Genomic DNA, 24,011 nt, shown 5'->3' with positions numbered 1-24,011 from the left:
TCTTACTGCCGCGTCTCCAGATCGAGCGCTTCGGCAATCGCGGACCACGGGACCAGCTTGAAATTCTGGTACTGCTGTGGCGCGATGTTGCGGCCGTCTTGGGCGATGAAGATACCGCCGGCGTACGGCCCGCCGAGATTGTCGCTCAACACTTCCAAGCCATCGGTTTCAGAAATGCCGTCGATGCCGCGCGCGGCGTCGGCCAGCACAGCGAAGGTGCCGACATATTCGTTGTTACCTTGACGGTTGAACACGGCGTACGTGTTGTTGCCCTGGCTTGACACAATCAGGTAGCCGCGGCCGCCGCCGAGATCATAAAGGCCAATACCTTCAAGATCGTCTTTCAGCGCATCGTTGGCTTCGACGGTGGCGAACGAAGTCGGGACCGCGCCGCCATCGGGCTCGGCGCTGATGCGCCAGAGGCCGACATCCTCTTCGCCAATGTAAAGCACGCCAGCTTCGTCGTCGGCGACGCAGCCCTCGGTTTGGCTGGCGAATGGGATTTCACGGACCTGCGTTGCGCGCACGCGACCATTGCCGGCATCGGTCAGGCGATATTGGCGCATTGTGCCGACATCGCCGTTGACGAACACGTACGTGTCGTTGGTGCGGGCGCTGGTGTACATGCAAAGGCCGTACGGATCGGTGAAGCCCGTCGGCTGCACGCCATCGGCGACATCGATCAAGCGGCGCGTATTTGGATCAACGCGATAGATGGAAATGCCGTCTGTCGTGCGATTGCTTGACGTCACGAGTGAAACCGTCTGATTGCCGAGGCGGAAATTGTCGCGCACGTCGACATTGTTCATGCGCCCGTCTGGCAGGAATTGCAGCACACGGCCTTGGAGATCGTACACGTAGAGGCCCGATTGCTTTTGCGTGCCGATGATGATGCTGCGCGACGGATCGTTGCGATCGACCCAGATGGCGGGATCGTCAGCGCTGTCGCCGTCGGTTTCGACCGGCGCGGTTTCCGTGATCGGATGTACAATCGCCATCGAGGATTGCGGCGGCGTGCGCGGATCTTGCGCCGTGCCAGCGCTGAGATTGAGCGCGCCGGCGATGTTGGCCCACGAGATCAATTTGTAATTCGTGCCGCCGTCGTTTTCGTCATCCGTGGCGACGAGCGCGCCTTGCGTAAAGCTTGGCGAAAACGCGAAGCTTGATGCGTTGAGACCACCCGCAGCTTCGACGCCGTCGATGGTGGCGCCAGCGGCGAGCGTAAAGCTGCCGACATAGGTGTGATCGTTGTTGCGATCATAGACGTGGAATTGATTGGCTGAGGCGTCGGAACCGACGAGATAGCTCGCGGCGCCCGCATTATAGACTGCGAGACCGCCAGCTTCTTCGGTGATGTGGCCGAGGCGCACGGCGTCGATCAATTGCGGCACAACTTCCGCTTCGGGGTCAGGGTCAAACCGCCAAAAGCCTACGCCTTGTTCGGCGACATAGAGGTCGCCCGTGGCGTCGTCGGCGGTGCAATAGGAGGCTTCCGAGGCGAGGCGCAGCTCACGCACGAGCGTGGCGTCAAAGCCGCCATTGCGTTCGCCAATCATGTATTGCGCGACTTGGCCCGCGCCGCCGAGCGCAAACGCATAGAGCGTTTGGTCGCGCGCATCGCGATAGAGACAGAGGCTCTCGCCAGAGAAGCCCACGGGCAGTGCACGCGCCGTGCGTTCGCGGCCAACGCCAGTTTCGGCGTTCAGCTCGAACAAGCGCAATTGGTTGGTCGAGCCATCAAGTGTGGCGACAACCCAGGCATTCACAGCTGGCGCGCCATAGCGCGCGTCAACACCGACAGCGGCGCCCGCAGCGATCGCGCCCACGCGCGCGCCGTCGAGGCCATAGAGCTCGATGCCGGTGGTTTCGCTTGAGCCGATGATCAAGCCGCCGCCATTCGCGCGTGGCACGATGAGCGCGGTGTTTGCGTCGGATTGTTCTGTCGGCGCGGTTTCGGCGATCGCGGTGAGAGAGGGCGTGGTCGTCGCGCCGCCGCTCGCGCAGCCTGCGAGCGCTGCGGTTGCGAACAATCCAGCGAGCCAAGTCTTTTGCATTGTTATGATTCCCGTTGCGCGCCCGCGTGCCTACAGGCGGTTTGTGACAGTTTCCGCACACCTAAGCTGCCATCTGCAAACCCGGTTCGCAAGAAAAATTCCAAAATGGTTGCCAAATGGAATTTTCGTTCGTAACATCCCCGGGTCATGACATCTTGCCGTGGCCAGGCCCGTACGCCTTGCCCGAGCGAGGGGACCTCGAGGGGAGGAATATCGGATGAAGTTCACGCGAAAGGCGGCGCTGCGGACGCTGCTCTTGTCGTGCTGCCTGACGATGCCGGGCGTTGCCCTGGCGCAGGATCAACAGCCGGAAGAAGATCTCGAAGACATTGTCATCACGGGCGAAATCCAATATCGCAACCGTACGGACACGGTCGCGCCGGAGCTTGTGTACGACCAGCAATTCTTTGAGCAGTTCGAGCCGCTCTCGGTCGGCGACCAGCTCTCACGTGTTCCTGGCGTTGCGTTCACGAGCGACATCGGTGAGCGCGATGCGCCGCAAATGCGCGGTTTGGGCGAAGGCTTCACGCAGGTTCTCGTCAACGGCCGTCCAATTCCAGGCGCCGGCAACGACCGCACCGTGTTCGTGGACCGCATTCCGGCCGAAATCATCGATCGCATCGAAATCGTGCGCGCGCCAAGCGCCAACATCGATTCCGGCGGCATCGGCGGGACGATCAATATCATCCTGAAGGACGGCGCGAGCCTTCCGCCGGGTGTGATCGCGCGCGTCGGCGGCGTTTATGACGTCGACAACGAAGAGCTTGGCGGCCTCGGCGCGATCTCCATGTCCGGTCGGACGGATAATCGTCGCTTCGCCTGGTCGGCCACGTTCGACGCACAACAGCGCTACAACACGAAGGTGCTGGATCAGCAGCTGTTTGACGACACGTCGCCGGGCTTTAATCCGCTGTCGAACGGCTTAAGCATGTTCCAACCGGATGATTTTGACGCCTCGACGCCGTCGACCAATGCGATCGAGCACCAGGACCAAGTCGATACGCGCGAAAGCGTGGACTTGTCCTTCAATGGCGATCTCACCGTCGAGATGGCGCAAGGTCATCGCGTGCGCTTGGATGCGTTCTATCTGAGCACGCGTCGCGATGAGACGGAAGATACGCAAAACTATTTCCGCAACGATGATTCCGGCGACGATCCGGGCGGCGGCAACGACAACGACGACGTCTCCGACGATCCGTGGGAGCTGAATGAGACGGAAACCCAGGCGCAAGAAATCGAGCAGGATAGCTATGGCATTTCCGCGCTCTATGAGGGCGCGCTGACGTCGTCATGGTCGTTCGAGAGTCAATTCCGCTTCGCGCAATTCTTGGAAAACAACACCCAAGATACCTTCACGACGCCGGTCTACGACGGCGACCCAACCGAAGGCGAGCGCGAGCTGATCGATAGCGACGACCAAGAATTGTCGCTCGATGGCGCTCTGACGTTCAATTCGGACGCGTTCGCGCAACTTATCGGTCTGGCCAGCTTCGAATGGGAGTTCGGCGTCGCCGGCAAGGTGAAAACGCGCGACTACAGCCTACGCGTGTTCGAAGACGACAACGATCTCGATTTCTCCGATCCGGGTGAAGAGGAAACCAATCCCAACGCCAGCGGCAATTTCGAGTTCGAAGAGCGCCGCCTCGACGCTTACACGCAAGTTGAACTCGGTCTCTCCGAAACGCTCACGTTCCAAGCTGGCGCGCGGGTGGAAACGACAGAAACCGAAGCCTCGCTGCCGGGCGGCGCTGCGATTTCGAACGAGGTCGCGGAATTCTATCCGTCAGCGCACGTGCAATGGGATGTTTGGACCAACGGCCAGATCCGTGCTTCGGTCGCACGCACCGCGCGTCGTCCGTCGCTCGATCAGGTTGTGCCGTTCGAAGATGAAGAGAGCCCGGGCGATGACGATATCACCGTCGGCAATCCGGACCTCGGTCTGGAAACCGCGTGGGGCATCGATATCGGTTACGAGCACCGCATCGGTCAGCGCGGCATCATCGGCGTGAACTATTTCCACCGCCAAGTCAGCGATTTGATCAGCTTGGTGCGCACGCCAGACGTCTGCGCTTGCGACGGAGGTCTCTACACCTACGACAATATCGGCGATGGTGAAGTCTGGGGCTACGAGGTCGACGTTTCGACGCCGCTCGGCTTCATCGGGCTGCCGGATACGGGCTTCTTTGCGAACTACACGAGCCTTGAATCCGAGCGCACCGATCCGTTTACTGGCATCACCACGACCTTCAATGCGCAGCCCGAGTACGTTTACAATTGGGGTCTGTCGCACAACATGGATGCGTGGAACACGAGCTTCGGCTTCTCCTATCGCAAGCAGGGCATGTCGCGTTCGCTGTTCCTCGGCGAGATCGAGGATCAATGGTACGATGCAAACCTCGAAGTGTTCCTTGAGCATCGCTTGACCGAAAACATGGTCGTGCGTCTGGTCGGTAACAATCTGCTCGACGCGGACAGCATCCAGTCCGAGCGCAATTTCGATGGCGACAGCGCCGAAGAATTGCGTGACGCGATGCTCGCTAATGACGTCGATGAGTTCGAGATCGAACGCGAAAACTCATCGCCGACCGTCATGGTGACGTTCCGCGCGGTGTTCTAAAAATCCTCCAAATCCTCAAGCTGGCGGCCCCGAAAGGGGCCGCTTTTTTGTGGCTGTGCGCAAAGAAAGAGACGGCGACCTCGCGATCGCCGCCCTCTTACATTTCTGAAGCGATCGTTCAGAGCGCGACCGGTGCGCCATTACTGGCCGACGCTTGCGCCGCGGTTGCCAACGCCAGCGCCGCCACGCCATCGGCATAGCCAATCTTGGGCGCAGCGCCGCGCACCAGCATGTCGGCGAAGTGCGCGATCTCTAGGCGATATGCGTGTGCATAGCGATCGAGGAAAAAATTCTGGAATTGATCGGCCTGCGCGCCGCTCTCGGTCCAGGCTTCCACGGTGCTCTCGACCACGTTGCCCGCACGGAGCGCGCCGCCGGAGCCGAACGCTTCGATGCGTTGGTCGTAGCCGTAGCCGCTGCGGCGGCTGTTGGAGATGACGCAGAGCTTGCCGGACGGCGTACGTAGGATCGTCTTCGCCGTATCGATGTCGCCCAGGCGGCCGATCTCGGGATCGACCAGGCAAGCGCCAGCCGCGAACACTTCGCTTGGTTCTTCACCGAGCATCCAACGCGCCATGTCGAAATCGTGGATCGCCATGTCCTTGAACAAGCCGCCGCTGACCGGAATGTAGCCCGCCGGTGGCGGCGATGGATCGTGGCTGGTGATGTGCAGCGTCTCCAGCTTGCCCACATCGCCGGCGTCAAGTTTGCGCTTCAACGTCGCGAAATTCGGATCGAAGCGACGGTTGAACGCCAACAAGAGTTTCGCGCGCAGGACTTCGAATTTGCACGCCGCGCCTTCCGCGCGTTCGAGATCAAGATCGATCGGTTTCTCGCAGAAAATCGCCTTGCTCGCTTCCGCCGCCTTCAGGCTGAACGCCAAGTGCGTGTCGGTAGAGGAGGCGACGATCACGCCCGTCACCGAGGGGTCGCCCAGCGCGCCGTCGAGATCGGCCGTGCGCGCGCCGAAGCTCTCCGCCACGCTCTTCGCCGCATCGGCGATCGGATCGATCACGTAAGCGAGTTGCAGTTCGGGATGCGCGGCGACGTTGGAGGCGTGGATGCGGCCGATGCGGCCCGCGCCAATAAGAGCAATCTTTTGCATGGGATCCTCAGAGCTTGATCACGGAATTGGTGCGCGCCGATTCCGCGCACGCTTCGGCCCAGGCCAGCGCCATTAGGCCCTCGGCATAGCCGACGGATGGTTTCGCACGGCCCTTCAGCACATCGGCAAAATGGCTCATTTCGCCGGCATAAGAGGCGGCGTAGCGATTCAAGAAATTGGGCCGGATGGGCGAGGCGTGCGCGCCAGCTTCATTCCAGACCTCAACCGCGTCCAGGCGTTCGTTCGCCGTCGCCGCCATGCCGCGCGAGCCATAGGCCTCGACGCGCTGGTCATAGCCATAGCCGCTGCGGCGCGTGTTGGAGATCACGCAAAGCTTGCCGCTCGCCGCCCGCAGGATGACGCGCGCCGTGTCCACATCGCCCGCTGCGGCGATTGCTGGATCGACCAAGCAAGAGGCGGTCGCAAAAATCTCAACTGGCGGCTCACCCAGCAGGGCGTAGGCCAAGTCCAAATCGTGTATGGTGAAATCCTTGAAGAGGCCGCCCGAGCGCGGAATGAAGGCCGGCGGCGGCGCCGCTGGATCGTGATTGATCAAAGTCAGGGTTTCCAATTGGCCGATGGCGCCAGATTGGATCTTCTCGCGCAGCGCGCTGACATGCGGGTCGAAGCGGCGGTTGAAGCCCAGAATATATTGCGCGCCCTCGAATTTCGGCGCAGCGGCCTTAGCCTTGGCGAGATCGAGATCGATAGGCTTTTCGCACAGGGCCGCCTTGCCAGCGCCGATTACGGCCAGGCTGTGCTCTAGATGCATGTCCGTCGAGCTGGCGATGACGAAGCCTTTGATCGCCGGCTCGGCTAGCGCTTGCTCAAGCGTGCCGACTTCCGCGCCAAACGTCGCAGCCAGTGAGCCAGCGGCGGCCGCATCGCTATCGATCACATAGCGCAGCCGCAAATCCGGATGCCGCGCCGCGTTCAGCCCGTGAATCTGCCCCATCCGGCCTGCGCCGATGACTGCGACGTCGATCTTTTCCGCCATAAAGCCTCGCTTGGAAGCGGGCGCTCTACGCGTCAACGCCCAAAGCGGCCCCCGCGCGAAACGCCTATTGCATGGACCTCGCTTATGGAACGAAAATTCTGAAATTGGCAAGCCCTGGAAAGCGTGTTCATTGCGTTCCAGGTGCGGAAAATATATTCTGCGACTTTCCGCCGCCCGGAGCGTCCATGTCCAGCAAAGGCCCGCCGCAATCCAGCGAGGAGCTCCGTGCCGCCATCCTCGATAGCTACGAGGATTTGAGCAAACGCCTCCAACAGATCGCCCGCTATGTTTTGGACGAGCCGAACGCGGTGGCGCTCGAAACGCTGGCCGTGATCGGCGAACGCGCCGGCGTGCAGCCCTCGGCCATCGTGCGCTTCGCCAAAGCCATTGGCTTTGAGAGCGCCAGCCAGATGCAGAAGGTGATCCGCGACGGCCTGATCGCGGGCAGCTCGGTCCTCGGCTACAGCGAACGCGTGCGCCAGTTTGCCGAAGGCGCACACGCGCGCGAAAGCGGCAAGCCCGCCGAAGTGCTCTCCGAGTTCGTGGAAGGCAACGTGCTCGCGCTCAACAATCTGCGTGAGCTGGTGAAGGATGCCGATTTACGCGCTGCCGTTGAACTGATCGACGAGGCTGAAAGCGTTTATGTTGTAGGCTTTCGGCGTTCGCTGCCGGTTTCGTCCTACCTCGCGTATTCGCTCCAGCAACTTAACAAGAAGACCATCTTCGTGGACGGTGTTGGCGGCCTCACGCGCCAACAGATGCAATCGATTACGGCGCAAGATCTGCTGATCGATGTCAGCTTCCACCCTTATGCGGACGAAACGATCCAGGCCGTGCAGCTTGCGATCTCGCATGAGGCTAAAGTGCTCTCGATCAGCGACTCGCTCGTGAGCCCCACCGCAAAGCCTGCGACATTGGCGCTGCAGGTGAAGGAGGCGGAGATCAGAAAGTTCCGCTCGCTCGCCGCCACGATGTGCCTCGTGCAGGCGCTTGTGATCTCTTACGCGTTCGTCGCAGCGCGCGCGGAAGGGCAAGCGCGCAAGCCCGCTGGAAAGCGCCGTAAAGCCAGCTGATGCGGTGTGAAATGAATGTTGCACCGATATATAAAATGGAATACGTGTTGCAAATGAGGTCGCGCTGATCGTCCGCGCGGTGTGCAGGGCCGTTGGTTTATGGCGCAGAGAGAGCGCACGCTTGATCTGATCACAATCGGCAGATCGTCGATCGATCTCTACGGCCAACAGGTCGGCGGGCGTCTCGAAGACATGGGCGGTTTCGCCAAATATGTCGGCGGCAGCCCGACCAACACGGCCATTGGCGCCGCACGCCTTGGTTTGAAAACCGGCCTCATCACGCGCGTCGGCGGCGATCACATGGGCCGCTTCATCCGCGAAGAACTCGTGCGCGATGGCGTCGATGTGCGCGGCGTAAAAACCGATGCCGAGCGTTTGACTGCACTCGTCATTCTCGGCCTCCGCGATCCCGATACGTTTCCGCTGATTTTCTATCGCGAGAATTGCGCCGACATGGCGCTCGATGAAAGCGACATCGATCCGACGTTTGTGAGCGCTGCCGCCGCCGTGCTCGTCAACGGCACGCATCTTTCAAAGCCGAACGTGTTCGCTGCAAGCATGCGGGCGATCGACATTGCGAAGGGCGCAGGCCGCAAGGTCGTGTTCGATGTCGATTATCGCCCGGTGCTTTGGGGTCTTGAATCGCGCGACATGGGTGAAAACCGCTTCGTCGCGAACGAGCAAGTTACATTGCAACTTCAGCAAGTGCTGCCGAAGTGCGATTTGATCGTCGGCACAGCGGAAGAAATTCATATTCTCGGCGGTACGATAGATACGATCGCTGCACTGCGCGCCATCCGTAGCAAAAGCGCTGCACTGATCATCTTGAAGCTCGGCGCAGAAGGCTGCGCTGCGTTTGAGGGCGCTATCCCCGGTGCGGTGGAAGAGACGCTGATCGTCGCTGGCTTCCCGGTCGAGGTGTTCAATGTCTTGGGTGCGGGGGACGCGTTCATGGCCGGCTTCCTGCGCGGCTGGCTGCGCGGTGAAAGCGTCGAGCGCTGCTGCACTTTAGGCAACGCGTCTGGCGCGATCGTCGTCTCTCGTCATGGCTGCGCGCCGGCGATGCCGACATGGGAGGAGATGGAGTATTTCCTCGCCATGAAGGCGCGCCCGCGTCGGTTGCGCGAAGATCGCCAGCTTGCGCATCTGCATTGGGTCGGCTGCCGTCGCGGGGTTTATGATGAACTCACCGTGCTCGCCACGGATCACCGCACGCAATTCGAAGACTTAGCGCAGAAACTCGGTGCGAGTGATGCGCGCATCGCGCAATTCAAATTGCTCGCCTTGCGCGCCGCCGATCGTCTCGCCAAGGGCGACAAACGCTTCGGCGTGTTGCTTGATGGGCGCCACGGCATGCGCGCGCTCGAGGCGGCGGCCGATTTGCCATATTGGATCGGCCGCCCGATCGAGTTGCCGCAATCGTGTCCGCTTGAGTTTGATACGGGGCATGCCGACGTGGCGTCGGAGCTGGCGCAATGGCCGCTCAACCACGTCGTCAAAGTGCTCTTCCTCTATCACCCCGACGATCCGGCCGATTTGCGCGAGCGCCAGGAACGCCAAGCGCTGCGTCTTTTCGATGCATGCCGTGCGACAGGGCATGAGCTTCTGGTTGAGATCATCGCTTCGAAGAATGGCGCCGTGGATTCCAAAACCGCCGCGCGTGCGATCCAGCGCTTCTACGACATCGGTGTGTATCCCGATTGGTGGAAGCTTGAACCCGCCGCCGACAGCGAAAGCTGGGCCAATATTGAACGCGCGATTCTGAAGAACGATCCGCATTGCCGCGGTGTCGTGTTGTTGGGCCTCTCCATTCCGCACGATCAGCTCGTGCAATCCTTCGGCCCGGCTGCGCGCGCGAACATCGTTAAAGGTTTCGCCGTGGGCCGCACCATCTTCAGCGCCGCCGCTGAACGCTGGCTCAAAGGTGAGATCGACGACGAAGCCGCGATTGCCGCGCTGGCGAACAATCTCGCGGGTCTCGTCGAAGCGTGGCGCGCCGCGAAGAAAGCGCATACGAGATAGGGATGAGCACGCTGCGTCTGACAGCGGCGCAAGCCGCGATCCGCTATCTCGCTAACCAGTTCGTCGAGGCGGACGGTCGTGAAGTACCCTACTTTGCGGGCGTCTGGGCGATTTTCGGTCATGGCAACGTCGCCTGCCTCGGCGAAGCCCTCTACGATGCGCGTGATGCGTTGCCGACGTATCGCGCGCACAATGAGCAAGCGATGGCGCACGCGGCGATCGCATACGCCAAGCAGCTGCGTCGTCGCCGCGCGATGATCTGCACCACGTCGATCGGCCCCGGCGCTACAAACATGGTGACGGCCGCCGCACTCGCGCACGTCAATCGTTTGCCGGTGCTGCTGATGCCGGGCGATGTATACGCGTCACGCCGTCCAGATCCGGTGTTGCAGCAGGTCGAGGATTTCGGTGATGGCGCCATCTCGGCGAATGATTGCTTCCGCCCGGTCTCACGCTATTTCGATCGCCTGGTGCGGCCAGAGCAATTGCTCGACGCGCTGCCGCGCGCGATGGCGACATTGCTCGATCCAGTGAATTGCGGCCCGGCGACTTTGGCGTTCTGCCAAGACGTGCAGGCCGAGGCGTTCGACTTTCCGGCGAGATTCTTCGAGCGCCGCGTATGGCGCGCGCGCAAGCCGCAAGCCGAAGCGAATGATATCGAATCGCTCGCGAGCGCCATCCGCGCCGCGAAAGCGCCGTTGCTGATTGCCGGCGGCGGTGTGCTCTATGCGGGCGCTGAACAAATCCTGTCGCAACTCGCAAAGACGACGGGGCTTCCCGTTGCCGAAACGCAAGCGGGCAAAGGCGCGCTCGCATGGGATCACCCAAGTGCGCTCGGCTCCATCGGCGTAACCGGTTCGAGCGCGGCCAATGAGGCGGCGGCGACTGCCGATCTCGTGGTTGGTCTCGGCACGCGCCTCCAAGACTTCACCAGCGGCTCGCGAACGTTGTTTGAGCGGTCGGACGCGAAACTGATCCAAGTGAACGTCGCGGCGCATGATGCACACAAGCACGGCGCCGAGGCGGTGATCGGTGATGCGGCGAGCGTGCTCCAAGCGCTCGCGAACAAGCTTGAAGGCTGGCAAGTGCCGGGCGCTTGGTGTGATGCGAATGCGGGCCGTGTCGCCGGGTGGACCAAGGCGGTCGATGCCGCGACCGCCGCGCCCAAAACGCAAGCGCTGCCCAGCGACGCGCAGGTCATCGGCGCTGTGCAACGCAACTCGGACGAGAATGCTGTCGTTGTTTGCGCGGCCGGTGGTCTGCCGGGCGAGCTGCACAAACTCTGGCGCACGGCGAAACCCGGCGGCTACCATCTCGAATACGGCTTTTCATGCATGGGCTACGAAATCGCCGGCGGGCTTGGCGTGAAGATCGCCGCGCCCGAACGCGACGTCGTCGTCATGGTCGGCGATGGCTCTTACCTGATGATGAATTCCGAGATCGCGACGTCGGTGATGCTCGGCAAGAAGCTCACCATCGTCGTGCTCGACAATCGCGGCTATGGCTGCATCAATCGTCTGCAGCGCTCAACGGGCTCCGAATCTTTCAACAATCTGCTCGCCGACGCCGCGCACGAAACATTGCCGGACGTCGATTTCGTCGCCCACGCCGCCAGCATGGGCGCGATTGCCGAAAAGGCGCACAGCATCGCAGCACTCGAAGCCGCGCTCGCGCGCGCCAAGCAAGCGGATCACACGAGCGTTATCGTGATCGACACTGATCCGCTGAAGACGACGGAGGCCGGCGGCTGGTGGTGGGACGTGGCGGTGCCGGAAGTGTCCGAGCGCGCCGAAGTTCGCGCCGCACGCGCCGCTTACGAAGACAAGATCAATGAGAAGAAGACATGAGTATTCGTTTTGGCGTGAGCCCGATCGCCTGGGCCAATGACGATATGCCCGAACTTGGCGGTGACACGCCGCTGGAGTCGATCCTGCGCGACATTCAAGAGCTTGGCTTCGATGGCGTGGAGCTTGGCGGCAAGTTTCCGCGTGAGGCGAATGCGCTGAAGGCGACGTTAGCGCCGTTCCAGCTTGATCTTGTTGGCGGCTGGTATAGCGGCAGCTTGCTCGTGCAGGACGCCGACGCGGAGATCGCTGCGCTGCAACCTCACCTCAATCTGCTTAAAGCGCTTGGCTCCAACGTCTTTGTGTTCGCGGAGACTTCAAACGCCGTGCACAGCAACCGCGCCGTCCCGCTTGAAGGCACGCCGCGCCTGAAGAGCGGGGAATGGGCGCAATTCGGTCAGCGCATGAGCGATGTTGCCGATTACATCGCCGGCCAAGGGCGCAAATTCGCGTATCATCATCACCTTGGCACGGTGGTCGAAAACCAAGCCGACATGGATGCCTTCATCGCCGCCACGTCGCCCCGCGTCGGCTTCACGCTCGACACCGGCCACGCGGCCCTCGGTGGTGTCAAATCGCTCGACATCGTCGAAAAGTTCCCTGAGCGCATCGCCCACGTGCACTGCAAAGATGTGCGCGGCCCAGTGCACGCGGAAGCGCGGCGCAGCGGCAAGAGCTTTCTCGACGGCGTGCTCGCCGGCATGTTCACCGTCCCGGGCGATGGCGGCATCGATTTCGCGGCGGTGATGCAGGCGCTGAAGCGCATGGATTATAGCGGCTGGATCATCATCGAGGCGGAGCAAGATCCCGCACTCGCCAATCCACGCACCTATGCCGAACTGGGCCTCGCGACGCTCAAGCGCGAAGCCGCTGCCGCTGGCTTGATCTGAGGAGCGACGCCGATGCCGAACCTCCGCGTACGACCGACAGAGCCTGACGCCAACGGCGCAGTGATCGAAGTCACGCCCAAAAGCGCCGGCTGGACCTATGTCGGCTTCAAAGTGCACCATCTGAAAGCAGGCGAGAGCGCGGTCGGCGGCGAGCAAGGCCGCGAAGCATGCATCGTGGTGCTCAGCGGCAAATGCGACGTCGGTGTTGGCGGGCGGGTGTTCGAGAATATCGGCGAGCGCATGAGCGTGTTCGACGATGTTTCGCCAGCCTGCGTCTATGTGCCGGCGGATCAAAGCTTCAGCATCAAGGCGCGCACCGATCTGCAAGTGGCGATTGGAAGCGCGCCGGGCACGGGCGCTGGCGAGCCGCGCTTTATCGCGCCGGAAGCGATCAGCAGAGAAGTACGTGGCGAGGGCGCAAACACGCGCTACGTCCGCAATATCCTGCCCGAAAGCGAGGTCGCGGAGAGCCTGCTCATCGCCGAAGTGATCACGCCCGGCGGCAATTGGTCATCCTATCCGCCGCACAAGCACGATCGCTTGGCGCCGCCGGAAGAATCTTCGCTCGAGGAAGTCTATTATCACCGCCTCAACCCGGTGCAGGGCTTCGCGTTTCAGCGCGTCTATACCGACGATCGCTCGCTCGATGAAACCGTGTGCGTGGAAGACGGCGACGTTGTGCTGGTGCCGCGCGGCTATCATCCCGTCGGCGCGCCGCACGGATACGATCTCTACTATCTGAACATCATGGCCGGCCCCAAGCGGACATGGATATTCAACAACGATCCAGCGCACGCGTGGATCGCCAAGAAAGAATAAACGCGACCAATAAAAATGAAACAGGGGGAAGCGCGTGATTGGGAGATTGTTTAGCGCATTCGCGACCACCGCGGACGCGCCGCTGATCCAAGGTCAGAAAGAGATCGATCGCATTTTCCGCTCGACTCGTTGGCGGGTGATGACGGCCATCACTTTGGGCTATGGCCTGATCTATACCTGCCGGCTCGCCATCGGCATGGTGAAGCCGTCGATGATCGACGCGGGCATCTTCACGCCCGCCGAGTTCGGTCTGATCGGCTCGGCGCTCTTCTACACCTACGCGCTCGGCAAGCTCACCAACGGCTTCCTCGCCGACCACGCCAATATGCGCATCTTTCTCACGTTCGGCTTCGTGATGACGGCGATATGCAATATCGGCATGGGCTTTGCTGATACCGTGCTGCTCGCGGCCGTGATCTGGGGCCTTAATGGCTGGTTCCAGGGTTTCGGCGCGCCCGGCGGCGTCGTGGCGATGACGGCGTGGTTTTCGAACAAGGAGCGTGGTCGCGCGTACGGGCTTTGGAGCACGGCGCACTCGATCGGCGAGGGGCTAACGTTCTTCGTGATTGGCGCCGTGGTCGCTTATTTCGGCTGGCGTTGGGGCTATTTTGTGCCGGCCGTTATTGGCTTTGTGGCCGCGGCGATGATGTGGGCGTGGGTGCGCGATCGCCCACGCACGATGGGGCTGCCGACGGTTGCCGATTGGAAGAACGATCACCTCGCCGAAAGTGAGGTCTCGAAATCCAAGTCCACGCTCAAGCTACAATTCTCGATTTTGGCTATCCCGACGATCTGGGTTTTGGCGCTCGCGAGCCTCGCGAATTACGTGACGCGCTACGCGATCAATTCGTGGGGCCCGCTCTATCTGCAAGAAGCACGCGGCTTCGATGAGATCATGTCCGGCACGATGCTGATGATTTCGACGATCGCCGGCATTGCGGGCTCGCTGCTCTATGGCTTGATAAGCGATAAATTCTTCAACTCGCGTCGCCCGCCCGCGAACTTGCTGTTCTCCATCATCGAGATCATTGGACTCGTATTGATCTTCTTCGGTCCAACCAATCTGCCGACTTTGATCCTCGGCATGGTGATGTTCGGTCTGGGGCTCACCGGGCTCGTGGCGTCGCTAGGTGGTTTGTTCGCCGTAGATATCTGCCCCAAGCGCGTTGCGGGCGCCGCGATGGGCGTGATCGGCGTATTCTCCTATATTGGCGCGGCCATTCAGGAGAACGTGTCTGGCGTGTTGATCGACCAGCACTCGCACATGGTCGGCGCGGACCGCGTCTATGATTTCGGTCCAGTTATCTGGTTTTGGCTTGGGTCTTCGATTGTCTCAATGGTGCTTGCGGCCACGCTGTGGCGCGCCAAGCTGCGTGATTGATGAGCGCTTTAACGGACGCCATGGTCGAAGCCGCGCATGCGGCTGGGCGTGGTTTGATGGAAGATCGCGCGCGGCTCGATGAGTTGCGCATCAGCGACAAAGGTGTTGGCGATTTCGTCTCCGCGGCCGATTTGCGCGCGGAAGAAGCGATCCGCTCCGTGCTCATGCGGTTCGGACCAAGCTACGGCTTCCTCGGCGAAGAGGGCGGCCATACGGGCGGGGCCGATGAGCTCACTTGGATCGTCGATCCGCTCGACGGGACGACGAACTTTCTCTGGGGCACGCCGCTCTTCGGTATGAACATCGCGCTGGCGCGTGGCGACGATGTGCTCGCTGGCGTCATTTATTTGCCGGCGCTGGATGAGCTCTATGTCGCGGAGAAGGGCGCCGGAGCGTTCTTGAACGGCAAGCGCATTCATGTCTCGAAGCGCACGACGCTTGCGGAATCCGTGATCGCCATTGGCATTCCGTTCGCTGGCAAGAAGGGGCATCCGCGCTTTCACGCCGAGCTGGCGAGGCTCACCGAACACACGATGGGCATTCGCCGCACGGGTGCGGGCTCCGTCGATATGGCGTTCGTCGCGAGCGGCCGCTTCGACGCGTATTTCGAACGCATCGTCACGCCGTGGGACATGGCGGCGGGCGCCGCGATCATCATGGAGGCGGGCGGCATCGCGAAGAGCGCCGATGGTGGGGCTTTAGCGCTGCACGGCAACACGGTCTGTGCTGGCCCCGCTGCGCTTGTGAGCGCCTTGATTGAAGAAAGCCGCTTGGCCGGTGAAGGGCTCGCGAAAAAGGACGCACGATGAATTCACACCAAAATCGCCGTTCGTTGCTGAAGCGGACCGGTCTGGCGATGGCGTCGTTGCCATTCGTTCCAGCTGCGTGGGCGCAAACGCTCGGCTATCCGCGTACACTTCAAGGCCCGATGGTCGGCGCGCCGACAGCTGATACGATCGCGGTGTGGGCGCGTGTCAGCGGCGATTTCGATGTCGTGCTCGAAGCCTCGCCCGACCGATATTTCAACACCGTACGCGCCTCTGCGCCGGTGCGCGCCAACGCAGCGAGCGATCATTGTACTGTGACGCGCGTGAGTGGTCTCGATCCGGCGACCACATATTTCTATCGCTTGCGCATCGATGGCCAGCTCGATCGTTACCAGCCGCTGCCGTATCACACAAAAACGGCGCCGCGCGGACGCGCCGCGTTTCGCGCCGCCTTCGGCTCATGCGCGCGTCTGCAGATCGACACCGAGCAGCAAATCTTCGGCGTCGCCCAAGCGCTCGCCCCCGATCTCATGTTTTGGCTTGGCGACAACATCTATGCCGATAGCGGCGAACCGCGCGCCATCGCCGATCTCTATCGTCGCCAGCGCGAGATCGAGCGTCTGAAGCCGTACATTCGCTCCACGGCCAGCCTCGCCATCTGGGACGACCATGATTTCGCGTTCAATGATTCGGACGGCGCCAATCCGATCAAAGCGGAAGCGTTGGCGTTGTTCAAATCCTATTGGGCCAATCCGTCCTACGGTTTGCCGAATAAGCCGGGCGTGTTCAGCAAGTATGCATATGGCGGCGTGGACTTCTTCCTGCTTGACGGTCGCTACAATCGCGTGCCGACGGACGTGCCGGATGGTCCCGAAAAGACCATGCTCGGCGCCGAGCAAAAGGCGTGGCTGAAAGATGAACTCCGCGCCAGCCGTGCGCCGTTCAAAGTGCTCGTCTCCGGCGGCGGCTTTTCTAAAGCCGAACGCGGCGGCGATTCATGGGCCGTTTATACGCATGAGCGCGACGAGATTTTTGATTTCATCCGCGACAACAATATCGGCGGCGTGTTCGGCATCTCTGGCGACAGCCACATGGGCGAACTCAATTGCGTGCCGCGCTCAGAGCAGGGCGCTTATGATTTCTATGATCTCTGTTCATCGCCCCTGGCGAATTTGCCGGACCTCGATTTCGTCGATCAGATGCCCGAGGTGCGCATCCGCCCCACCTATACACGCAGCACCAATATCGGCCTGCTCGATTTCAGCTTCGAAAGCGGCCCGCAACTTAGCTACACGCTGTATAATATGTACGGTGCTCCAGCCTGGGCGCCACTGGAACTGACACCATCAGATCTGCGCAACGGGGTTCAAACCTGGAGGCAAAAGATTACGCCTTCGGAGCTGGTGCGTTGGGAGCGCTTCCAAGCGGGTGGCCCATATTTCCAACCACGAATGGATGACTGACGCACCGAAGCGCAAACATCTCAAGGGACGATTATGCGGAAGATTCAGATCAGCGGTAGGGCGCCTGATTTGCAATCAGGGGGCACGGTCTCTAGCGGGGCAAAAGCAGGCATCCAGCGCAGGAGCGAGTCTGCTTAAGCGGACATTGAACTGCGAACCAGGCGGCAGTGTCGTCGTCGGCTTTAACGCCAAACGCGCACGGCGTAAGGTGCAATGCTGATGCGGTCGCGCGGCGCCAGTCGCTTGGCGTCGTCGTGCGAGATCCGAACCTCTAGCGCGGCGCCATCATCAAGCACGCAATCGATGCGTGCGTCGGGTCCAGCCAAGAGAACATTGCGGACGCGCGCGGCAATGCCAGGGGCGTCAGCGGGGCCAACCGCAAAGCCATCTGGCCGCACGTGCGCCATGGCCGGGCCATTGCTTGCGGGCTTCGCTCCGATGATCGGCACGCCCGCGCCTGCAATGATGGCGATGCCGCCCTCGACCGTGCACGGCAATTGAATGCTATCGCCCAGGAAGTCGAAGACGAAGGCGCTGCTCGGTTCGTGGTAGAGTTCTTCGGGTGTGCCCACTTGTTCAAGCTGACCATCCTTGAGCAAGGCCACGCGGTCAGCCAGCTCAAGCGCTTCTTCTTGGTCGTGGGTGACAAAGATTGTCGTGAGGCCGGTGCGTTCGTGGAGATCGCGCAGCCAGCGGCGCAACTCGCGCCGCACCTTTGCATCGAGGGCGCCAAACGGCTCATCCAACAATAAAATCTTGGGTTCGATCGCCAATGCGCGCGCGAGCGCCACGCGCTGGCGCTGCCCGCCGGAAAGCTGGCTCGGGTAGCGTGAGCCTAAGCTCTCAAGCTGCACGAGGTTCAACAATTCATCGACCTTCGCGCGTATCTCGCGTTCGTCTGGACGATGCGCGCGCGGCTTTGAGCGCATGCCAAAGGCGATGTTCTGAGCCGCTGTCATATGACGAAACAGCGCGTAATGCTGGAACACGAAGCCGATGCCGCGCTGACGCACCGGCTTGGCGAGCAAATCGTCGCCACGGAAACGCACGGTGCCCTGATCAGCCAATTCAAGGCCGGCAATCACGCGCAGCAAAGTGGTCTTGCCGGAACCTGAAGGGCCGAGCAGGGCCAAAAACTCGCCATCCTCGGCAAACAACGAGATGTCGCGGAGCGCTGGAAAACGCCCGTAGGACTTGGCGACGTGCGAAACTTCCAACGACATGAAATGTCCCTCAACGCCACCTTTGGGCGGCAAGCTCGTCGGCGAATTGCGCTTCCAGGAAGGATTTGACGGCAAGTGTGACGAGGGCGAATAGGGCGAGCAGCGAGGCGACCGCGAACGCGGCGACGAAATTGTATTCGTTGTAGAGGATCTCAACGTGCAGCGGCATCGTAGCGGTCTTGCCGCGGATGTGGCCTGACACGACAGCCACCGCGCCAAACTCGCCCATCGCGCGCGCGGTGCACAATAGGACGCCATACATCAGGGCCCATTTGATGTTCGGCACTGTCACTTGGAAGAAGGTCCGCCAGCCGCTGGCCCCCAAAGTGGCGGCGGCGGCTTCTTCGTCGGCGCCTTGCGCTTGCATCAGCGGGATGAGTTCGCGCGCAACGAATGGCAGTGTCACCAAAGTGGTCGCCAATACGATGCCGGTGACCGTGAAGATCACCTTTATACCGAGCGCATCGAGGGCCGGGCCGAACCAACCGTGTGCGCCATAGAGCAGCACATAAACTAGGCCGGAAATGACTGGCGAGATCGAAAATGGCAGATCGATCAGGGTGATGAGCGCACTCTTACCCCAGAACTCAAACTTGGTGACCGCCCAAGCGGCGGCCAATCCGAAGATGGCGTTGAGTGGAACGGCGATCGCTGCGATCAGCAAGGTCAATTGGATGGCGGCGATGGCGTCGCGATCGGCAAAGCTTTGCAGCAAAGGCGCAAGCCCGCGGCGCAGCGCTTCCGCGAACACGGTGAAGAGCGGCAAAAGCAATACGAGAGCCAGATAGGCGACCGAGATGCCGATCAGGACGGCGATCAGCCAGGGTGGATCGCGGCGTGCGGGGGAGACGGCATGCTTCATCGACCGCGCCGGGCGATATGACTCTGCAGCAGATTGAGTACGAGCAGCAGCAGAAGCGACACCGCCAGCATGACGAGGCCGACTGCGGCAGCGCCCGCATAGTCGAATTCCTCAAGTCGGATCACGATGAGCAGCGGCGCGATCTCAGAAACGTTCGGCAAATTGCCGGCGATGAAGATGACCGAGCCGTACTCGCCGACGGCGCGCGCGAAAGCTAAGGAGAAGCCGGCGACAAGCGCCGGAGCGATCGCCGGGCCAATCACCGAGACAATGGTGCGTAAACGCGTGGCGCCGAGGGTCGCTGCAGCTTCCTCCACCTCTACCTGTAAATCTTCCAACACCGGCTGGATCGAACGCACCACAAACGGAAATCCGACAAACACGAGCGCAATCATCACGCCGAGCGGAGTGTAGGCGATCTGCACACCGAGCGGGTCGAACGCTGCGCCGATCAGACCGTTCGGCGCGTAGATGGCCGCAAGCGAAATGCCTGCGACGGCGGTGGGCAGTGCGAAAGGCAAGTCCACGAACGCGTCGAGTAGGCGCCGGCCAGGAAAGTCGTAGCGCACCAAAACCCACGCCACGATCGTTCCGAATATCGCGTTGATGAGCGCCGCCAGGAACGCTGCGCCAAAACTCAGCTTGAGCGCAGCAATGGTGCGCGGATGTGAGATGACGCTCCAAACGTGGTCTAGGCCCGCTTCCCACGGCCGCAGAATCAAAGCCGCCAATGGCAGCAGCAGGAAGAAGGAGAGATAGGCGAGGGTGAAGCCGAGCGCTGGCCAGAATCCCGGTAAAGCGCTCGGCTCCATGAACCGCCATCGACGAGGGAGAAGGGCGGTCATTGTCGCCGCGAACCGGCGCTGATCTGATCGAAGATTGCACCGTCCGCGAAATGGGTGGCGTGAATGCTCTGCCAGTCACCGAACATTTCGGCTGTGGTGAAGAGTTCAAGCTCTGGGAAATTGCCCGCGTGCCGGGCGAGAGCTTCGGGGTCCGAGGGGCGGAAATAGCGGCGCGCAGCGATGTCTTGCGCTTCGGGCGTATAGAGAAATCGCAGATAGGCTTCTGCGGCTTCGCGAGTGCCATGTCGTTCGACATTGGCGTCGACCCAAGCCACCGAGGGCTCCGCTAAAATGCTGATCGAAGGGGTGACGATTTCGAATTGACCTTCGCCAAATTCAGCCAGCGCGAGATGTGCTTCGTTCTCCCAAGTGATCAGCACATCACCGATATTGCGTTGCGCGAAAGTCGTGGTTGCGCCTCGCGCGCCGGTGTCAAGCACTGGCACATTGGCATAGAGCTGGCTCACAAAGTTGCGCGCGCTCTCAGCATTTCCGCCAGGCTGGCGCAGCGCATAGCCCCACGCGGCGAGATAATTCCAGCGCGCGCCGCCCGATGTCTTCGGATTGGGCGTGATGACCGCAACATCCGCTCGGATAAGATCATTCCAATCACGGATGTTCTTAGGATTGCCGGCGCGCACCAAAAACACCATCGTCGATGTGTAGGGGGCGCTGTTGCGCGGCAGCCGTGTTTGCCAATCTGAAGCGATCAGACCCGTCGATGCAATCTGATCGATGTCGTAGGGCAACGCCAATGTAACGACGTCGGCTTCCAGACCATCGATGACGGCGCGCGCTTGTCTGCCCGAGCCGCCATGCGACATCTCGATATTGAGGTTGGCGCTGCCGCCATGATCTTCTGCCCAACGCGCAGCAAAGGCAGCGTTCACCTCTTCGTAGAGTTCGCGCGTCGGATCGTAGGACACGTTGAGCAATTGCGTCGGCGCGCCCGATGCGCCGTCGCTGGTGGCGTCGCACGCGTTAAGCGCCAGGAGGCCGCCGCTCGCCGCCGCTGCAAGAACGAGCCGCCGTGTGAATTTGGAGAATGCCTTCAACGCCATGCGATCATCCCTTCACACACGCGCTGCGCGCGGCGCTAAAATCGCCGTTTAAGTTCATCGTGTCAATGTAGTTAAAATGAGCCGCGCAACGTCACCCCGTACGTGCGCGGGTCGCCAACATACCCGACGAAGAGGCCGGAGCCGCCAGGCGCTGCGGAGAGAAACTCGAAATATTCCTCGTCAGCTAGATTGCGTCCCCAGATGAAGAGGTCCCAACCGTTGTCCGCGCGAAAGCCGATGCGGCCATTGAGCAGGCTATATCCATCGACAATCAAGTAGCGCGATGGCGTTGGGCTCGACGAAAAGTCGGAGCGATAGCTTACGTCGAGCGCTGCGAAGACTTCGCCTGCGTGGCCGAGGAGCTGGCCCGCGTGTGTGTATTCGCCGCCGAGCGAACCCGACCATTCAGAGACGCCCGGAAGACGCTCGCCGGAAATGTCGACGAATTGCGGCCCGCCTGTTCCTTCAAGTGGCGCTGGCGCATCAGGGAAGGAAACGTATTCGCCATCGGTGTAGGCGAGCGCGCCGTGGAGTGAGAAATTTTCGGAGAAACGCGCGGAGAAGTCGAGTTCAGCGCCGCGCACGCGCACCTCTTCAGCGTTCGCCAGATAGCCGCGCAATACACCCACGCTCGCGTTCACGACCTGCGCCTGATAATCCTGCACAATGGTTTCATAAAACGTCAGATTGGCGGTCACGCCCTCGAAGGGCTCAGATTTGATCCCGAACTCGATGTGACGCACATCCTCGGGGTCGACGGTTGCTGCGGCCAAGATCGGCGCGCCTCCTGCGTCGGTAGGCAGGCCGTCGACGTTCAATCCGATAGATTTGAAGCTCGTCGCGTACGTCGCATAAAGATTGACGCTTTCGGTGAGGTCGTAAGCCACGGTGATTTGGCCTGAGACGTTCGTATCGTCGGCTTCGGCTTCGTAGGATTGCGCCGCGAGAATGGAGCGCTGTAACGCAATCAACGTAGGATCAGCGGTCGCTAAGCCGCCATAGAGGGCGCTGTCGTAGTCCACGGTCTTTTCGTCGTAATTTATACGCAGACCGGGCAGAATGCGGAGCCGATCCGTGACGGACCATTCCAATTGGCCGAACAGCGCCCCGCTTACATGCTCAGAACGAATGTCGGTGGTGCGGCCATAGCCGTCGAGCAAGCCTGGCGTCGCCGCCGCAGCGCTTGGAGCCAGCAGGAAACGCGCCGCCGCCGAGCCCTGTTCTTGCGCGCCTGTTGTGTGCACCGTCTGGCGAAACGCAAAGGCGCCAACGACGAAACCCAAGGCCGGGGAGAGATCGCCGGCATAGCGGAATTCCTGCGACCATTGACGCTGCTCTGAAGGGTTTGCCGACACCGTCGTAATCGGCAGTCCAAGGAAGTCACGATCGTTAGACGGATCCCAATCCCAATAGCGCCAGGCGCTGATCGAGGTGAGTTCGCCGATCCCGATATCCCATTCCGCTGTGACAGAGAAACCGCCAACATCCTGGTACGAACGGTGAGGTGTGTCGGCGTCGGTTAGGCGATCGAACGGGTTGGTCGATGGAGGCGTATAGCCCAGATCAGCGGCGATCGCGGCGTACTGGCGATTGGCGGCCCGTAAGGTGGGCGCCACGCCCGCATAGACTTGCGCATAGCCTTCAGGGCGCTGGCGCGTGTAATCGCCCGCGATCAAGAGATCGAAATTGGGCGACGGCGTGAACAGGACTTGCGCGCGAACACCAAGATTGTTGAGGTCGTTGAGATCATCTTGCGTGGCGACATTGTAGAGGAAGCCATCGCGCTGCGTGGACGAAAATGACAGGCGTCCCGCAACATTGTCGAGGAGCGGGCCGCTGATTGAAGCGCGTGCTTGCTGATATCCATAATCGCCGAAGCTCACCTCAATCTCACCCTCGGGCGTAAAGCTTGGACGTCGGGTGGTGATGTTGATGGCGCCGGCGGTGGTGTTTTTTCCGTAGAGCGTACCCTGTGGGCCGCGCAGCACTTCGATCTGGGCGACGTCAAGAAAATCGAGTGTCGCCACAGCAGGTCGTGCGTTGAAAACACCATCGACATAGAAGCCAACGCCAGGCTCGATGCCGTCATTAGTAAGCCCGAACGGTGCGCCGAGGCCGCGAATATTGACCGCGGAATTGCGCGGGTTCGAAGAGTAAAATTGAACCGTCGGCACGACTTCCTTGAGCCGGTTCACGTTGAATGAGCCGCTATCGGAGACAAAGGCGCCGCTCACAACCGACACGGGGATGGGAACGTCCTGCAGGTTTTCCTGCACCCGACGGGCTGTGACGACGATCTCGCCTTCGGCCTCCGTCGTCGTCTGCGCCTGCGCCCCGCCCAGCGGGAAAAGCGCGAATGCCGTTGATAATAATGCAAGTTTTGCGCGTGACATGAGCGGCCTCAGCGGATCTGGCGGCGCGGGTTGCGCACCCATGCTGGCCACAATCACTATTAACTCGACCAAATCAATCGAGTTAAGCTAAAGCTTCGGTTTAGCGTTGGAATTGGTTCAGGAGCCGGATTTTCGCCTTTTCGGTTGAGCGGTGTCTGCGACGGCGGAGGCTAAGGTGCGCGCTTCAAGGATGGCGGCGGTGGAATCACGCACCTGCACGAGGGTCTTGCGGATGGCGCAGCTCGCCTCGTCGCGGCAATCCTCGCAGCGCTGATAGGCGGTGCGGCTGGTGCATGGCGTTAATGCGAGCGGCCCGTCGATGGCGCGAATGACGTCGGCGAAAGTAATGAGATCAGGCGCACGCGCCAGTGCGTAACCGCCGGCCTTGCCGCGGTGGCTCACCACGAGCCCGTGCTTGCGTAGTTCAAGCAATATGTTTTCGAGAAAGCGGCGCGGGATGTCCTGGCGCTGCGCAATGTCGCCAATAAAGAATGGCCGACGTGGGCCGTCGCCCGTCTGCGCCGCCAGATCAATCATCGCGCGCAGCGCGTACTTCGCCTTACTCGTCAGCATGACGGTAGCAAAGCCACGAACG

The 24,011-nt window shown here is 61.2% G+C and carries 18 protein-coding genes; 9 read left to right on the top strand and 9 right to left on the bottom strand.

What is annotated here, in order from left to right; translation table 11 throughout:
- Positions 1-2 precede the first annotated feature (2 nt).
- Complete coding sequence (locus EPJ54_RS04380) at positions 3-2,054, bottom strand: phytase (protein ID WP_135210435.1); 2,052 nt, start codon at positions 2,052-2,054, stop codon at positions 3-5.
- Positions 2,055-2,271: 217 nt separating this feature from the next.
- Here EPJ54_RS04380 and EPJ54_RS04375 point away from each other — a divergent pair, with 217 nt between their 5' ends.
- Positions 2,272-4,671 carry a TonB-dependent receptor plug domain-containing protein gene (locus EPJ54_RS04375; protein ID WP_135210434.1) on the top strand — a complete coding sequence of 800 codons (2,400 nt, stop codon included), beginning with the start codon at positions 2,272-2,274 and terminating at the stop codon, positions 4,669-4,671.
- A gap of 118 nt (positions 4,672-4,789) precedes the next feature.
- Here EPJ54_RS04375 and iolG read toward each other — a convergent pair whose 3' ends face one another.
- Together iolG and EPJ54_RS04365 are read right to left on the bottom strand one after the other, a co-directional pair.
- Positions 4,790-5,776 carry an inositol 2-dehydrogenase gene (iolG, locus tag EPJ54_RS04370; RefSeq protein ID WP_135210433.1) on the bottom strand — a complete coding sequence of 329 codons (987 nt, stop codon included), beginning with the start codon at positions 5,774-5,776 and terminating at the stop codon, positions 4,790-4,792.
- Between the two features lie 7 nt (positions 5,777-5,783).
- The gene (locus EPJ54_RS04365) at positions 5,784-6,773 is read right to left on the bottom strand and encodes a Gfo/Idh/MocA family protein (RefSeq protein ID WP_135210432.1); all 990 of its coding nucleotides are present in this window, start codon (positions 6,771-6,773) and stop codon (positions 5,784-5,786) included.
- 185 nt (positions 6,774-6,958) lie between these two features.
- On the opposite strand from EPJ54_RS04365, the gene EPJ54_RS04360 reads away from it, so the two are divergent.
- The 8 genes from EPJ54_RS04360 (at position 6,959) to EPJ54_RS04325 (ending at position 17,032) form a co-directional block, all read left to right on the top strand.
- Entirely contained in the window at positions 6,959-7,846 is an 888-nt protein-coding gene (locus tag EPJ54_RS04360; protein WP_135210431.1) for a MurR/RpiR family transcriptional regulator, read from the top strand.
- Between the two features lie 99 nt (positions 7,847-7,945).
- Complete coding sequence (locus tag EPJ54_RS04355) at positions 7,946-9,868, top strand: bifunctional 5-dehydro-2-deoxygluconokinase/5-dehydro-2-deoxyphosphogluconate aldolase (RefSeq protein ID WP_135210430.1); 1,923 nt, start codon at positions 7,946-7,948, stop codon at positions 9,866-9,868.
- Between the two features lie 2 nt (positions 9,869-9,870).
- Positions 9,871-11,715, top strand: coding sequence for a 3D-(3,5/4)-trihydroxycyclohexane-1,2-dione acylhydrolase (decyclizing) (iolD, locus tag EPJ54_RS04350; protein ID WP_135210429.1), 1,845 nt, complete (start codon positions 9,871-9,873; stop codon positions 11,713-11,715).
- Positions 11,712-12,602 carry a myo-inosose-2 dehydratase gene (gene iolE, locus EPJ54_RS04345; protein WP_135210428.1) on the top strand — a complete coding sequence of 297 codons (891 nt, stop codon included), beginning with the start codon at positions 11,712-11,714 and terminating at the stop codon, positions 12,600-12,602. Before iolD ends, iolE begins: the two co-directional genes overlap by 4 nt.
- Before the next feature lie 12 nt (positions 12,603-12,614).
- Positions 12,615-13,421, top strand: coding sequence for a 5-deoxy-glucuronate isomerase (gene iolB / locus EPJ54_RS04340; protein ID WP_135210427.1), 807 nt, complete (start codon positions 12,615-12,617; stop codon positions 13,419-13,421).
- Positions 13,422-13,455: 34 nt separating this feature from the next.
- Positions 13,456-14,802 carry an MFS transporter gene (locus tag EPJ54_RS04335; protein WP_239590749.1) on the top strand — a complete coding sequence of 449 codons (1,347 nt, stop codon included), beginning with the start codon at positions 13,456-13,458 and terminating at the stop codon, positions 14,800-14,802.
- Positions 14,802-15,611, top strand: coding sequence for an inositol monophosphatase family protein (locus EPJ54_RS04330; protein WP_135210426.1), 810 nt, complete (start codon positions 14,802-14,804; stop codon positions 15,609-15,611). The genes EPJ54_RS04335 and EPJ54_RS04330 overlap by 1 nt, the downstream gene beginning before the upstream one ends.
- Positions 15,608-17,032, top strand: a complete 1,425-nt coding sequence (locus EPJ54_RS04325; RefSeq protein ID WP_135210425.1) for an alkaline phosphatase D family protein — start codon at positions 15,608-15,610, stop codon at positions 17,030-17,032. The genes EPJ54_RS04330 and EPJ54_RS04325 overlap by 4 nt, the downstream gene beginning before the upstream one ends.
- A gap of 182 nt (positions 17,033-17,214) precedes the next feature.
- Here the strand turns inward: EPJ54_RS04325 and EPJ54_RS04320 are convergent, their stop codons facing one another.
- The 6 genes from EPJ54_RS04320 to EPJ54_RS04295 form a co-directional block, all read right to left on the bottom strand.
- Positions 17,215-18,255, bottom strand: coding sequence for a sulfate/molybdate ABC transporter ATP-binding protein (locus tag EPJ54_RS04320; RefSeq protein ID WP_135210424.1), 1,041 nt, complete (start codon positions 18,253-18,255; stop codon positions 17,215-17,217).
- Between the two features lie 10 nt (positions 18,256-18,265).
- Entirely contained in the window at positions 18,266-19,117 is an 852-nt protein-coding gene (cysW, locus tag EPJ54_RS04315) for a sulfate ABC transporter permease subunit CysW (protein WP_135210423.1), read from the bottom strand.
- Positions 19,114-19,962 carry a sulfate ABC transporter permease subunit CysT gene (cysT, locus tag EPJ54_RS04310; RefSeq protein ID WP_135210422.1) on the bottom strand — a complete coding sequence of 283 codons (849 nt, stop codon included), beginning with the start codon at positions 19,960-19,962 and terminating at the stop codon, positions 19,114-19,116. The genes cysW and cysT overlap by 4 nt, the downstream gene beginning before the upstream one ends.
- On the bottom strand, positions 19,959-21,023 hold the full coding sequence (locus EPJ54_RS04305) for a sulfate ABC transporter substrate-binding protein (RefSeq protein ID WP_135210421.1): 1,065 nt from the start codon (positions 21,021-21,023) through the stop codon (positions 19,959-19,961). Before EPJ54_RS04305 ends, cysT begins: the two co-directional genes overlap by 4 nt.
- Before the next feature lie 71 nt (positions 21,024-21,094).
- Positions 21,095-23,416, bottom strand: coding sequence for a TonB-dependent receptor (locus EPJ54_RS04300; RefSeq protein WP_239590748.1), 2,322 nt, complete (start codon positions 23,414-23,416; stop codon positions 21,095-21,097).
- Positions 23,417-23,533: 117 nt separating this feature from the next.
- Positions 23,534-23,989 (bottom strand): RrF2 family transcriptional regulator, encoded by a 456-nt coding sequence (locus tag EPJ54_RS04295; protein WP_135210419.1) that lies wholly within the window; start codon positions 23,987-23,989, stop codon positions 23,534-23,536.
- Positions 23,990-24,011: the final 22 nt, after the last annotated feature.

The organism is Vitreimonas flagellata (genome assembly GCF_004634425.1).
GTDB classification, from domain to species: domain Bacteria; phylum Pseudomonadota; class Alphaproteobacteria; order Caulobacterales; family Aquidulcibacteraceae; genus Vitreimonas; species Vitreimonas flagellata.
Note: the sequence above shows the minus strand (reverse complement) of the source record. Positions and strands in the feature narration are given on the sequence as shown.

Bases quoted from the DNA above. Each gene is read 5' to 3' on its own strand.
- EPJ54_RS04360 (WP_135210431.1), top strand. From the start codon at position 6,959: ATGTCCAGCAAAGGCCCGCCGCAATCCAGCGAGGAGCTCCGTGCCGCC.
- iolD (WP_135210429.1), top strand. From the start codon at position 9,871: ATGAGCACGCTGCGTCTGACAGCGGCGCAAGCCGCGATCCGCTATCTC.
- EPJ54_RS04305 (WP_135210421.1), bottom strand. From the start codon at position 21,023: ATGGCGTTGAAGGCATTCTCCAAATTCACACGGCGGCTCGTTCTTGCA.
- iolE (WP_135210428.1), top strand. From the start codon at position 11,712: ATGAGTATTCGTTTTGGCGTGAGCCCGATCGCCTGGGCCAATGACGAT.
- EPJ54_RS04300 (WP_239590748.1), bottom strand. From the start codon at position 23,416: ATGTCACGCGCAAAACTTGCATTATTATCAACGGCATTCGCGCTTTTC.
- EPJ54_RS04375 (WP_135210434.1), top strand. From the start codon at position 2,272: ATGAAGTTCACGCGAAAGGCGGCGCTGCGGACGCTGCTCTTGTCGTGC.
- EPJ54_RS04355 (WP_135210430.1), top strand. From the start codon at position 7,946: ATGGCGCAGAGAGAGCGCACGCTTGATCTGATCACAATCGGCAGATCG.
- EPJ54_RS04320 (WP_135210424.1), bottom strand. From the start codon at position 18,255: ATGTCGTTGGAAGTTTCGCACGTCGCCAAGTCCTACGGGCGTTTTCCA.
- iolG (WP_135210433.1), bottom strand. From the start codon at position 5,776: ATGCAAAAGATTGCTCTTATTGGCGCGGGCCGCATCGGCCGCATCCAC.
- EPJ54_RS04325 (WP_135210425.1), top strand. From the start codon at position 15,608: ATGAATTCACACCAAAATCGCCGTTCGTTGCTGAAGCGGACCGGTCTG.
- EPJ54_RS04380 (WP_135210435.1), bottom strand. From the start codon at position 2,054: ATGCAAAAGACTTGGCTCGCTGGATTGTTCGCAACCGCAGCGCTCGCA.
- cysW (WP_135210423.1), bottom strand. From the start codon at position 19,117: ATGAAGCATGCCGTCTCCCCCGCACGCCGCGATCCACCCTGGCTGATC.
- EPJ54_RS04330 (WP_135210426.1), top strand. From the start codon at position 14,802: ATGAGCGCTTTAACGGACGCCATGGTCGAAGCCGCGCATGCGGCTGGG.
- EPJ54_RS04295 (WP_135210419.1), bottom strand. From the start codon at position 23,989: ATGCTGACGAGTAAGGCGAAGTACGCGCTGCGCGCGATGATTGATCTG.
- EPJ54_RS04365 (WP_135210432.1), bottom strand. From the start codon at position 6,773: ATGGCGGAAAAGATCGACGTCGCAGTCATCGGCGCAGGCCGGATGGGG.
- iolB (WP_135210427.1), top strand. From the start codon at position 12,615: ATGCCGAACCTCCGCGTACGACCGACAGAGCCTGACGCCAACGGCGCA.
- cysT (WP_135210422.1), bottom strand. From the start codon at position 19,962: ATGACCGCCCTTCTCCCTCGTCGATGGCGGTTCATGGAGCCGAGCGCT.